The organism is Bradyrhizobium sp. LA6.8 (genome assembly GCF_040547935.1).
Classification (GTDB): Bacteria; Pseudomonadota; Alphaproteobacteria; order Rhizobiales; family Xanthobacteraceae; genus Bradyrhizobium; species Bradyrhizobium barranii.
Window position 1 is genome coordinate 44960 of record NZ_JBEPQQ010000004.1, and the last position, 12344, is coordinate 57303.

General features: G+C 64.8%; 13 protein-coding genes. 3 read left to right on the forward strand and 10 right to left on the reverse strand.

The features are described from left to right. Positions 1 to 3: 3 nt before the first annotated feature. The 4 genes from ABIA90_RS20400 to ABIA90_RS20415 all read right to left on the reverse strand — a co-directional run bounded on the left by ABIA90_RS20400 (position 4) and on the right by ABIA90_RS20415 (position 3952). Positions 4 to 771 (reverse strand): ABC transporter ATP-binding protein, encoded by a 768-nt coding sequence (locus ABIA90_RS20400; protein ID WP_354122042.1) that lies wholly within the window; start codon positions 769 to 771, stop codon positions 4 to 6. Between the two features lie 15 nt (positions 772 to 786). Continuing rightward, positions 787 to 2097, reverse strand: a complete 1311-nt coding sequence (locus ABIA90_RS20405) for an ABC transporter substrate-binding protein (protein WP_283017480.1) — start codon at positions 2095 to 2097, stop codon at positions 787 to 789. 95 nt (positions 2098 to 2192) lie between these two features. Further along, positions 2193 to 2897 (reverse strand): NUDIX hydrolase, encoded by a 705-nt coding sequence (locus tag ABIA90_RS20410; RefSeq protein ID WP_135214124.1) that lies wholly within the window; start codon positions 2895 to 2897, stop codon positions 2193 to 2195. Positions 2898 to 2926: 29 nt separating this feature from the next. Next, on the reverse strand, positions 2927 to 3952 hold the full coding sequence (locus tag ABIA90_RS20415; RefSeq protein WP_354122041.1) for an ABC transporter substrate-binding protein: 1026 nt from the start codon (positions 3950 to 3952) through the stop codon (positions 2927 to 2929). A gap of 139 nt (positions 3953 to 4091) precedes the next feature. Here ABIA90_RS20415 and ABIA90_RS20420 point away from each other — a divergent pair, with 139 nt between their 5' ends. After that, positions 4092 to 4541, forward strand: a complete 450-nt coding sequence (locus ABIA90_RS20420; protein ID WP_354122040.1) for a cupin domain-containing protein — start codon at positions 4092 to 4094, stop codon at positions 4539 to 4541. Between the two features lie 73 nt (positions 4542 to 4614). On the opposite strand, the gene ABIA90_RS20425 is transcribed toward ABIA90_RS20420, so the two are convergent. The 6 genes from ABIA90_RS20425 to ABIA90_RS20450 form a co-directional block, all read right to left on the reverse strand. Continuing rightward, positions 4615 to 5388 carry an anti-sigma factor family protein gene (locus ABIA90_RS20425; protein WP_354122039.1) on the reverse strand — a complete coding sequence of 258 codons (774 nt, stop codon included), beginning with the start codon at positions 5386 to 5388 and terminating at the stop codon, positions 4615 to 4617. Then, positions 5385 to 5894 carry a sigma-70 family RNA polymerase sigma factor gene (locus ABIA90_RS20430; RefSeq protein ID WP_038942280.1) on the reverse strand — a complete coding sequence of 170 codons (510 nt, stop codon included), beginning with the start codon at positions 5892 to 5894 and terminating at the stop codon, positions 5385 to 5387. The genes ABIA90_RS20425 and ABIA90_RS20430 overlap by 4 nt, the downstream gene beginning before the upstream one ends. Positions 5895 to 5943: 49 nt before the next feature. Further along, entirely contained in the window at positions 5944 to 7413 is a 1470-nt protein-coding gene (locus ABIA90_RS20435) for a YncE family protein (protein WP_354122038.1), read from the reverse strand. Between the two features lie 9 nt (positions 7414 to 7422). Beyond that, positions 7423 to 7959: a DUF305 domain-containing protein gene (locus ABIA90_RS20440; RefSeq protein WP_354122037.1), complete on the reverse strand. Its 537-nt coding sequence runs from the start codon at positions 7957 to 7959 to the stop codon at positions 7423 to 7425. Positions 7960 to 8061: 102 nt separating this feature from the next. After that, positions 8062 to 8847: an ABC transporter permease gene (locus ABIA90_RS20445; protein ID WP_014493076.1), complete on the reverse strand. Its 786-nt coding sequence runs from the start codon at positions 8845 to 8847 to the stop codon at positions 8062 to 8064. Beyond that, positions 8847 to 9665, reverse strand: a complete 819-nt coding sequence (locus ABIA90_RS20450; RefSeq protein WP_354122036.1) for an ABC transporter ATP-binding protein — start codon at positions 9663 to 9665, stop codon at positions 8847 to 8849. Before ABIA90_RS20450 ends, ABIA90_RS20445 begins: the two co-directional genes overlap by 1 nt. Positions 9666 to 9945: 280 nt before the next feature. Between ABIA90_RS20450 and ABIA90_RS20455 the strand changes: the two genes are divergently transcribed. Continuing rightward, positions 9946 to 10728 (forward strand): ATP-binding cassette domain-containing protein, encoded by a 783-nt coding sequence (locus ABIA90_RS20455; protein ID WP_354122035.1) that lies wholly within the window; start codon positions 9946 to 9948, stop codon positions 10726 to 10728. Then, positions 10725 to 12284: a glycine betaine ABC transporter substrate-binding protein gene (locus tag ABIA90_RS20460; protein WP_354122034.1), complete on the forward strand. Its 1560-nt coding sequence runs from the start codon at positions 10725 to 10727 to the stop codon at positions 12282 to 12284. Before ABIA90_RS20455 ends, ABIA90_RS20460 begins: the two co-directional genes overlap by 4 nt. The last annotated feature ends 60 nt before the right edge of the window (positions 12285 to 12344 follow it).

Here is a 12344-nt window from a genome sequence, read left to right on the forward strand (position 1 = left end):
CGTCTAGCCTCCCGAGCGGCGGCGCGCTTCCGCCGCCGCGGCCTGCGTGGTCTCGGCATCGGTGCCGAGATAGACCTCGATGACGCGCGGGTCGCCGGCAACCGCGCTCGGCAACCCTTCCGAGATCTTCTCACCATGGTCGAGCACCATCACGCGGTCGACGACGCGCATCAGCACGCCCATGATGTGCTCGACCCAGATGATGGTGATGCCGAGCTCGTCGCGGATGTTGCGCAGCATGTCCGCCGCCTGGTCCATCTCGGTCTCGTCGAGACCGCCGAGGCTCTCGTCCGCAAGCAGCAGTTTTGGCGCGGTGGCGAGCGCCTTCGCAAGTTCGAGCTTCTTCAGGCCGGCTGCGCCCAGGCCATCGACGCTGGCATGGCGATCGGTCGGCAAGCCCACCATCGCAAGTGACCGCTCGGCCGCCTCCTCCGCCCTGGCACGACTGTGGCGGCCCTGGCCGTAGAAGCCGGCCAGTGCGACATTCTCGAAGATTGTCAGGCGTCGGAACGGCCGCGGAATCTGGAAGGTGCGGCCGATGCCGCTGTTGATGATCCGGTGCGGCGCAAGGCCCGCGATCTCGACGCCGCCGAACAGGATCGAGCCGGATGTCGGCGCCAGCGTGCCGGAGAGCATGTTGAAGATCGTGCTCTTGCCCGAGCCGTTGGGGCCGATCAGGCCGAGGATCTCGCCCTGATCGACCCGAAACGACACGTTGTTGACGGCGGTGAAGCCACCAAAGCGCTTCACCAGCCCGCTGACTTCCAGCACCGCCCTGCTCCGCCGCTACTGGTTGCTGTAGGTGGTGCCCTTCGGCAGCGGCAGCACGGCCTCGCGCTGCGCCTGACTCTTGGGCCACACCACAGAGGATTTGTCGTCGATGTACTGGATCACGACCGGGAACGAGCGCTCGTTCTGCCCGGCCATCGGCGTGCCCTCGCCGTAGAACTTGACGCCGAAGCCGAGCATCGTGCCGCCTTCGGGGATGTCGGTGTCTAGCGCGGCCTTGCGCAGCGCGTCGGGATCGACGCCGCCATACTTTTTGATCGCGCGCGGCAGCACATCACTCATGAACACGTAAGTGTTGGACGCGCCGATGCCGACATGCGCCGAGCGGATGGCAACGCCGGGCCTGATCTTGTCGAACTCCTCGCCGACCATCTTGATGACGGGCGGGAGCTTCGGATCCATGGTCTTCTGGTTGGCGAGCCAGATCGATATCGGGTCGGTGTTGAAGATGTAGGTGGCGTCGACCCCCATCCCCTCTTTCAGCTTCTCGTAGACGCCGTAGCCGGCGCCATGGCCCATCAGCGCGCCGAACTTCAGCCCCTGCTCGCGGGCCTGGCGCAGCAGCAGCGTGATGTCAGGGTTGTAGCCGGTGTGGAAAATGACATCGGGCTTGGCACGCTTCAGCTTGGTCACCAGCGCGGAGAGATCGGGCGCCGTCGCCGAATAGCCTTCCTTCATCACGACGTTGAAGCCCGCCTTCTTCGCGCCGGCCTCGTTGCCCCTGGAGACGTCGACGCCATAGGCGCCATCCTCGTGGATGATGGCGACGCGCAGGTCCTTCGGCTCCTTGTCGAACTTCGCCTTGGCATTCTGCGCGATGAAATCCATCGTCATCATGCCGAACTGGTCGCCGCTCGCCTGCGGGCGGAACACGTATTTGTAGCCCTTGTCGTTGAACACGGCCGACGAGATGCAGGTCGTCATCCACATGAACTTCTTGAGCTGCTCGACGCGGGCAGCGACCGGCACGCATTGCGCCGATGAGAAGAAGCCGAGCACCATGTCCACCTTCTCCTGCTCGAGCAGGCGGACGGATTCGTTGATGGCGATGTCGGGCTTGCTCTGCGCGTCGGCGTAGACCGCCTCGATCTTGTAGCCTTCGACGCCGGTCTTGGCGAAATGGTCGAGAATAATTTTTGCGCCGATATAGCCGAGCTCAGATCCACCGCCCGCGAGAGGCCCGGTCAGGTCGAAAACAACGCCGATCTTGATCTTCTTCTCTTGAGCCTGAGCCGAAGCCATCAAGCCCGTCGCTGATATCGCGACCAACAGCCCACGTACCAAGCGGGCAGCCATGCGCAGGCGCATCAAAACCTCCCTGGACGATTGTGCATTGCAGTCTTCTTGCTTTTGCTTTTTGGCCCATCACATGGGCTGGGGGCAGCGATGTCAAGCCTCGCGCTTCAGCGCGACGCGAACTGCTGCTCGATAAAGGCCGTGACAAATCGCGGCATGGTCGGCGTGAGATCACTCATCCCACGCACGAGATGAATGGCCGACAGCTCCGGATCGTCCTCGCGGGCGAGGTTGGCCTCGATCCGGGCCCGGGCCACGTCACCCGGCATGTCCAGGTTGATAATTTGAATCATTGCAATCGACGGACCGGTGACGACACAGTGCCAGTCCGGCTGGGTCCGGTAGTCGGCCGCGGTCAAGCCGGTCTCTTCCCCGAGTTCGCGGATGACACTGCCGGGAATGTCGAGCGCGCCGTCACTGACGTCGTCCAGATCGGGCGTGCCCGAGGGGAAATAGATGCGGCCCGCATTGGCGGTGTGCTGCGCCATCTCGCCCATGATGAAGGCGCCGTCGGAGGCGCGCAGCGCGCCCATACCAAAACCGTTGAACACGGCCTTGTCGGGAAAGCCCCAGTCGCGCCAGGCAAGGAAGCTCGCGAAATCCGTCTCGAAATAGGTCGCGGCGAGATGGCCGTCCGTGAACACGGCATCGCGCCCGAGCAGGACGCGGCCGTTCCACATCTTCGGCCGCTCGCGCTGCTTCTCGGCGAAATGCGCCGCAATCTCGGCGCGGCGCTCTTCGGCGAACGGCCAGGCGATTGGCCGCACGGCAAGATCAAGCGTCGTGACGCGATGAATGACCAATGACGTCATGACAGCTGACTACAATGCCTTCGCGTCAGTTATTTGGCATTCCCCGTGGTCTTCTTGGCCTGATCGACGTACTTGTTGGTAAAGGTCTTGCTGACGTCGATCTTGGCGGCGGCCACCTCGGGCGAGCCGACGCTGAACACCGCGAGCACCGCGTCCGCGCCCTTCGGGTCCATCTTGCCGGTTTCGGAGAACATCGGGATCGTGTTCTTCAGCGCGGCGAGATAAAGCTCCTTGTTCTTGCCGACCATCTCGTCCGGCATCTTCGCCATGATCTCCTCCGGCGAATGCGAATGGATCCAGCCGATCGTGGCCAGCATTGCGTTGGTGAGCGCCTGCGTTTCCTTCTCGTGGCCGTTGATCCAGGCCACGGTCGAGTACAGCGCGCCGCCCGGATATTCGCCGCCGAACGTCTCGAGCGTGTCCTTCTGGGTCCGGGTGTCGCTGAGGATGCGCAGATCCTTGTGGCTGCCCTGGAGCACGGTGACGGAGGGATCGAGCATCACGGCGGCGTCAATCTGCCCCTGCTCCATCGCGGCCACGGCGGTGGCGCCGAGGCCGACGCCGATCACGGCGGTGCCAGCGGGATCGAGCCCGTTCTTCTTGAGCAAAAATTTGAGGAAGAAGTCGGTCGAGGAGCCCGGTGCGCTGACGCCGACCTTCTTGCCGGCGAGATCCTTGATCGACTTGATTTCGTTCGTGTGCGACGGCGAGACCACCAGCACGAGGCCGGGATAACGGTCATAGACCACGAAGGCTTGAAGCTCCTGCTTCTTGGCGGCGAGGTTGACGCAATGGTCGAAATAGCCGGAGACCACGTCGGCGCTGCCGCCGAGCACGGCCTTCAGCGCGTCCGAGCCGCCCTTGAGGTCCACGAGCTCGACATTGAGGCCCGCTTTCTCGTATTCGCCGAGTTGCTTGGCCAGCACCGTGGGCAGATAGCACAGGCAGGCGCCGCCTCCGATCGCGATGGTCACCTTGCTTTGCGCCGCGGCAAGACCGGTGGTGAGCGTCAGCGCGAGCAGCAAGCCGGCGAGCCTGGCAATCGTGTTCTTCATTGGTTTCCTCCATTCGGCCGGCGGCACCATAGAGCAGCGGGACTGGCTTGAGAAGCACCGCTTAAGTGGCACTGGCCATTGGCCTTTCGGCGCAATAACATGCTCAGACAAGAACAATTCTTGATGGGGAGGATCATCCATGAATCGCCTTGCAATCGGGCTGTCGATCGCCGCCGCCTTTGCCGCCGGATGCGGCGCAAACCAACTGCTCCGGCCGGCGCTGGCCGCGGAGAACGTCACCGCGCAGATCATCCATACCGGCGAGATGGAAGGCGACGCGCTCGGGCCCGCCAACAATGTCGGCTTCCGTTCCAAGATGTTTGCCAGCGCCGACGGCGCCACCATCTCGATCCAGGTCGGCAATGTGCCCAAGCACATGCATCCCAACACCAACGAGATCCAGTACATCCTCGACGGGACCGGGACGATCTGGCTCGGCGACAAGGAGGTGACGGTGAAACCCGGCGACCTCGTCATCATCCCCAAGGGCACCCCGCATGGCGGCACCAAGCCGATCAGCGGTCAGGTCAAGGCGATCGCGATCAAGACGCCGCCGCAGGCGCCCGATGACACCAAGCTGCTGGACTAGGCTGCCCGCAACTCGGGCCGGTTGAACGTTCGGGCTCGCACTGCCGTGCGGGCCCATTTCGTCAGTTTCGAGGCTAGATCGGGCGCGTCTGCTTCCGGATCTCGTTCGCGATCGGCTTGAGGGTGTCTCCCGGAAGCTGGCCGACGAGCGTGTAACCCATGCCGCCATCCGCCCACACGAAGCCAGCGACATCGCCGGTCGATTGCGGCATCATCGGCGTATCCAGATTGCGGTTGCTCATCGGACGCGTCAGCACGACAACCCGGTCGCCGCGATCGTCATCGTACATGAACATCGCGGCCGGGCCGTGCGACGTCGCAACCAGGCGACCGCCCATCAACCGATAACCTGAGCCGGAGAGGTCCGGCACCTTGACCGGCTGTTTCAGCCGATTCGATACCCATCGCGTGAGCTCGGCACTGTCGGACGCCCTTATCTCGACCGGCCGCACGCGGTCCGGTGCGTAAACGCCATACGAATAGGCTGCCTCCTGTGCCAGCGCAGACAGTCCGTTCGAGCCCTCCTGCAAGACGCCGCGCATGGTCCACCCGCCGAGACCGCCGATGCCGAGAAGCAACATCGCAGCGATCGCCCACCACGTCCGCATGGGAGACCGCCTCCGGCTCTCGATGATGTGCGACAGATTCAGCTCGGCCGGCAACGGCTCGTCGGCGATCGACGCAAACGCCCCGCGCAGCTCCTCCCGCTGGGTGGCGAAGGCCGCAACGCGCGCGGCGACATCCTGATGATCGTCCAGATAGGATGCGACCTCCGCGCGCCGCTCAGGCTCGAGCGCCTGGTCGACATAGGCGTGGAGATCGTCCTCGGTGATCGGCCGCCGGTTCATTTCACGCCCCGCAATGCCACGACGTTCCCTGGAGCCACGCCCTCCATCTCCTGCAATAGCCTCTCCCGCGCGCGCGACAGGCGCGACATCACGGTCCCGACCGGAATCTTCAGCACTCCCGCGGCGTCCGCGTAGGATAGATCCTCAACCGCAACAAGCAACAACACCGCACGCTGCTCTTCCGGCAGTCTCGCAAGCTTTTTCAGGACATCCTGATAGATCAGCCTATGCTCCTGCGCGGCGGCGCTGGCGAGCTCACGCTCGCCTGCATCGTCGATCGGCATATGCCTGCCCCGCGCCGTCGCCTGGCGGAATTGCGTGACCGCCAGATTGTGGAGGATGCTGAACAGCCAGGCGCGCACGCTGCCGTCGCGCCGCTGATGCCAATGGCTGACGGCACGCTCCAGGCAATCCTGAACCAGATCATCGGCAGCCACGCGATCGCGCAAAAGCGCGCGCGCGTAGCGGCGGAGCGCGGGGATAAGCGGCTCGACCTGAACCAGCATGTCCTTCACGAGGCGCTCCACCTGCCCTTTGCCGACGTCGGACGGCGCGTCATTGCGCCTCGATCTGGACCGCCTCACCGGGCATAGCCGCGTCGCCGGCCGCAATCACCAGGTACCGCCTTGCTTCAGCGGCAGACTGGTCGACGATCTGCCGGATCGGACCGGCCACATTGACGATGGCAGATCCAGCCGGATTGGTCATGAACGCCGCCAACGGCTGCAACGGGCCACTGCCGTCGCCATGCTCCGCCAGGGCAAGCACATATTTCTGCTTGGGCTGAAGTCCCGTCACCGAAGCCTGCAAGATCTGAATCAGGCCTTGATCGAACAGCGACACGCTGGTCGGCGCCATGCCGTCCTTTGCACCGTCCTTCGACGCAAGAGTGAGATGAGCGACCTGCCCGGCGACGCCGAGTGCCTGCAAATTCCGGCGGTCATCAGGGTCAGGCGCAGCATTTGGAACATACGCGATCGCCTGCGGCGCCTGGCCGATCGGAACGTTCCCGACCACTTTATTGGTCGCCGTATCGATGGCCGCGAGCGCGTCGGCGTTCTCCAGCCCCACATAGATGCGCGTGCCGTCGCCGGACGGCCAGACGCCGTGCGGCAGATTGCCTACCGGGATCGTCGCGACCTGCGAGAAATCGTCGGTGCGGAACACTTTTACTTCGTTCAGGCCGCCAATGGTGACGTAGGCGAACGTGCCCTTGGCGGTGTGCGCGAAATTGACGTGGTTGGTGATCGGCCCGGTATCGATGGTCTTGATCGCGTTGAACGGTGGCCTGGCGTTGAACACCTGTGTCCGGCCAGTGTCCTTTAGCGTGAACCATACCTGGTCCCCATCCGGCGATGCTGCGATGTTCGGGCAGAATGGGCTCTCCTGCTTCACCGTGGCGATGATCTTGTGCTCGGCCACCGCGACGACGTCGGTCTCGGGATTGAACGACGAGCAGATATAGCCGTATTTGCCGTCGGGTGAGAAAATCTGCATGCCCGGCCCGTTCGGGGTCGTGATCCGGGTCTTCTCCTTGAAGCTGATCGGATCGATGACGGAGATGTAGTTCTCGCCGCGAACGGTGACCCACACTTCCTTGCCGTCCGGCGTGAAGAACGCCTCGTGCGGCGATCGTCCGACGTAAGTGATATGCTTGACCGCGTTGGTTGCGGTGTCGATGAAGCTCACCGAATTCGAACCGATCGACACCACGGCGAGCGTCTTGTGATCGGGCGAGAAGCCCATGCCATGTACGAGCACCTGGCCCTTGTAGAGCGGGCTGAAATTGCCGGGCTGCGGGTCGCCCAGCCGGATCACGCCAAGCAGCTTGTTGTCGACGGGATCGGTGACCGAGACCGTATTCGAGAACTGCTCTGCGGCGTAGACGCGGTCGTGGTGGCTCACCGGAATATCGGGAGCGGACAGCGCGCCCGGCGCCTGCCCTGCCCACGCGACCGAACCCGTCGCAAGCATCGTGGCCGCCAGGAAAATGCTCTTCATCATAGTGCTTCGTGACGTGGTCATCTGCGACTCCTACTTCTTCATTCCCGTGGACATATCCATCTGCATGCCCGGATGATGATGAACGGTTGTGTTGGGAGCTGAGGGCGGTTGGGTCGGGGCGGGCGTGGTGTCTGTCGCCGGCTCGCCGATCGCGAGCTTCATGGCCGCGATCTCCTGCATCTGGTCGACGATGATTTCCTGGGCGATGCGCCGCAGCTGCTCGTTCTTGCCATAACGCAATTCGATGACCGCCATGTCGATCGCGCCCTGATGATGCGGGCTCATCATTGCGACGAAGTCGCGATCGATGTCGCCGGTCGGCTTGGCCGCCATACCGTTCATCATCTTGGTCATCGCCGCTTCGTTTTCTTCCAAAAACGCACGCTCCTCCGTGCTCACCGCGGCCGGCGGGGCGGCCGGATGGGATTCATGCGCGAACACGAGTAGCGGGAGTGCGGACGCGACCAGAATTGGCGCGGCAAGGAACGCCGTGCCGAGGCCGGGTCTGGGCCATCGGCATCTGCTTCCGAACACCGCTACGGCGCGGCGGAACCGTGAGGGGGGCATCCTGAACTCCCATGCAGGTGGTTGCATGGGGGTATGACGTATGGCCGCGCGTTCTATTCCGGGCGGTCAATCACATAAACGTCAGCAGCCAAACGAGGCGGCCTACCCCCGCCCGTCCACGGTCGGGCGCCAGACCAGCAGCCTGCGCTCAACCAGCGTCACCCCGAAGTCGATCAAGATGACGAAGGCCGACAACACGAACATGCCGGCGAACACACCGGCGACGTCGAAGATGCCTTCGGCCTGCTGGATCAGATAGCCGAGCCCTGCCGCCGATCCCAGATATTCGCCGACGACCGCGCCGACCACGGCGAAGCCGACCGAGGTGTGCAGCGAGGAGAACATCCACGACAGCGCCGACGGCCAATAGACGTGCTGCATCAGCTGCCGCTCGCTCATGCCGAGCATGCGGCCATTGTCGAGCACGGTGCGGCTGACTTCCTTGACGCCCTGATAGACGTTGAAGAACACGATGAAGAACACCAGCGTCACGCCGAGCGCGACCTTGGACCAGATGCCGAGGCCCAGCCACAGCGCGAAGATCGGCGCAAGCACGACGCGGGGCAGCGCGTTGACCATCTTGACGTAGGGGTCGAACACTGCGGCAACCAGCGGCTGGCGCGCGAACCAGAAGCCGACCAGCACGCCGCCGAGCGATCCGATCACGAACGCCAAAATCGATTCCGTCAACGTGATGCCGAGATGCTTCCAGATCACGCCGGACGAGAACCATTTGACGATCTGGCTGAACACGTCGACCGGGTTGGAGAAGAAGAACGGCGGCAACAGGATTTTTCCGAACACCGGCACGGTCGCAAAGAGCTGCCACAGTACGAGGCAGACGACAGCGACCAGGACTTGCAGCGCAAGCAGCGTCACGCGCGACATCAGATCGCCTCCGCCGCTTGGGTCGATTGCGCGTAGCCCTTCATCACCTCGTCCTTGAGCACGCTCCAGATCTCGCGGTGGAGCGCATGGAACTCCTTGTCCAGCCGCACCTCGAAAATATCGCGCGGGCGCGGCAAGCTCACGCGCCAGTCGCCGATGATGCGCGAGGACGGCCCCGCCGACATGATCACGACGCGGTCGGCGAGCGCGATCGCCTCTTCGAGATCATGGGTCACGAACAGCACGGCCTTGCGGTCGGCGTTCCAGAGGTCGAGCAGCAGATTGCCCATGACCTGGCGGGTCTGCGCATCGAGCGGCCCGAACGGCTCGTCCATCAGGAGTATCTTTGGGTCGCGGATCAGCACCTGCGCCAGCGCCACGCGCTTGCGCTGGCCGCCGGAGAGCATGTGCGGATAGCGGTTGGCGAAGGCGCCGAGGCCGACGGAGGTCAGCCATTTTTGCGCGCGTTGCAGTGCCTCGGCGCGGGACGTGCCCGCGATCTCGAGCCCGATCGCGACATTGTCGAGCGCGGTCTTCCAGGGGAACAGCGCATCGGCCTGGAACAGGTAGCCGGCGTCCCGGTTCAGCCCCGCGAGCGGCCGGTCGAATATCTTGATGCTGCCGGCAGCGGGCTTGAGCAGGCCGGCCGCGACGTTGAGCAGCGTCGATTTCCCGCAGCCGGTCGGCCCGACGATGGCGACGAACTCGCCCTGCGCCACCGAAAGATGCGCCTTCTCCACCGCCGTATAGACCCGGTCGTCCCCCAGCCGGAACGCGACCTTGGCGTCTTCCAGCGCCACTGCCGTGGGCATCGTCATGTGTTCCCTCCGAACTTGGCCCGATGCCTTAGCCGCTCGCGCGGCCAAGTTCAATCGAGCCGCCAAGCGTGCTACGCATGGGGGCCGTCGCCTCCTTCACCCTCCCCTTGGAGGGGGAGGGTCGGTGCGCATGAAGCGAAGCGGAATGCGGACCGGGGTGGGGTGACGGTCCCTCCACGTCCAACACCGCCCGTGTTGAGAGATCACCCCACCCCGCCCGCGCTTCGCGCGAGCGACCCTCCCCCTCCAGGGGAGGGTAAGGAAGAGTGAGCCGCGTCGAATGCCTTCCAAACCTGCCATCAGCTATTCCCACGTCAGCAAGAACTTCGGCTCACTCAAGGCCGTCGACGATGTGTCGCTCGACATCGCCGAGGGCGAATTTCTGGCCATCGTCGGCGGCTCCGGCTCCGGCAAGACCACGCTGCTGCGGCTCGCCAACCGGCTGATCGAGGCCGATGCCGGCACGATCACGGTCGAGGGCGAGGATGTGCAAGCCGTCGATCCGGTCGCGCTGCGGCGCCGGATCGGCTACGTCTTCCAGAGCGGCGGGCTGTTTCCGCATCTGAGCGTCGCCGACAATATCGGGATCACGCCAAGGCTGCTGGGCGCACCGGCAGCGGACATCACCGCGCGGGTCGACGAGCTGCTCGAGCTCGTGCAACTCGACCGTCGCGCGCATCGCGATCGCCTGCCCGAGGCGCTCTCCGGCGGCCAGCGCCAGCGCGTCGGGGTGGCGCGGGCGCTCGCGGCACGGCCCCGCATCGTGCTGATGGACGAGCCGTTCGGCGCGCTCGATCCCCTCACCCGCGATGCGCTCGGCGACGACTATCGTTCACTGCACCGCAGCCTCGGCCTGACCACGGTCATGATCACGCATGACATGACCGAAGCGATCCTGCTCGCCGACCGCATCGCGGTGATGCGCGGCGGACGACTGCTGGCGCAGGGCACGCCCGCGGAACTCTCAAGCAGCAGCGACGCCTATGTTCTGGAGCTGCTGCGCACGCCGCGGCGCCAGGTCGAGCGGCTGAACGCGCTGCTGCCACAGAGCGGTGCGGCATGAGCCTGTTCGCCGATCCGCGCTGGGGCGAGGCGCTGTCGCATCTGCCCGACTATCTCGGCAACCATGTTCGGGTCAGCCTCGCCGCGCTCGCGCTTGGCCTCGCCGTCAGCCTGCCGCTGGCGATCCTGACGCGCAACCGCCCGGCCCCGCGCGCCGTCCTGCTCGCGCTCGCAAGCATCGTGCAGACGGTGCCCGGCTTGGCACTGCTCGCGCTGTTCTATCCGCTGCTGCTGCTGGCCGCGTCCTTGACACTCGCCTGGTTCGGAATCTCCTTCTCGGCTTTCGGCTTCCTGCCGGCGATGCTGGCGCTCGCGCTCTATTCGATGCTGCCGGTGCTGCGCAACGGCATCACGGGCCTCAACGGCATCGATCCCGCGCTGATCGAAGCCGCCAAGGGCGTCGGCATGACCGCGCGGCAGTCGCTCATCATGGTCGAGTTGCCGCTGGCGCTGCCGGTGATGATGGCCGGCATCCGCACCGCGGCGGTGTGGGTGATCGGCACCGCGACCCTGTCGACGCCGATCGGGCAGACCAGCCTCGGCAATTACATTTTTGCCGGGCTTCAGACCCAGAACTGGGTGTTCGTGCTGTTCGGCTGCTTTGCCTCGGCCCTGCTCGCGCTCACCGTCGATCAGCTGCTCGGCCTGATCGAGAGCGGCTTGCGCCACCGCAACCGCCTGCCTGCCGCGCTCGGCGGCATCGGGATCGCGGCGCTGGTCCTCGCAACGCTGGTGCCGACGATGGGACGCTCGTCGCAGAGCTATGTCGTCGGCGCCAAGACGTTCGCCGAGCAATACGTGCTGTCGGCCCTGCTGAGGGACCGCCTCCAGGCCGCCGGCCTCCCCGCGACCGCGCGGTCGGGACTCGGCTCCAGCGTGATCTTCGAGGCGCTCAAGGCCGGCGACATCGATCTCTATGTCGATTATTCCGGCACGCTGTGGGCCAACCAGCTGCACCGCACGGACATCAAGCCGCGCGCGGAGTTGTTGGCGGAGCTCAAGACGGCGCTCGCGAAGGACAACATCACCCTACTCGGCGAGCTCGGCTTCGAGAACGCCTATGCGCTGGTGATGCCGAAGAAGCGCGCCGAAGCGCTCGGCATCCGCACCATCGCCGATCTCGCCGCGCATGCACCGACGCTGTCCATCGCCGGCGACTACGAGTTCTTCTCGCGCCCCGAATGGGCGGCGCTGCAAAAATCCTATGGCCTCTCGTTCCGCGCCCAGCGCCAGATGCAGCCGGATTTCATGTATGCGGCCGTCGCCAGCGGCGAGGTCGACGTGATCGCCGGCTACACCAGCGACGGGCTGATCGCAAAGTACGATCTCGTCGTGCTCGACGATCCCAGGCACGCGATCCCGCCCTACGACGCGATCCTGCTGCTGGCGCCGAAGCGGGCCGGCGATGAGCGACTACAGGCCGCGCTCAATCCGCTGCTCGGCAAGATCGACATCGCCACAATGCGCGAGGCCAATTTGCGCGCCAGCGGCAACGACGCGAATTCATCGCCGGATGTAGTGGCAAGATGGCTGTGGGAGAAGGTGGGCCAGCGGTAGGCCCGGATTTCGTAGGGTGGGCAAAGGCGCGTAAGCGCCGTGCCCACCGTCTCTCAACAC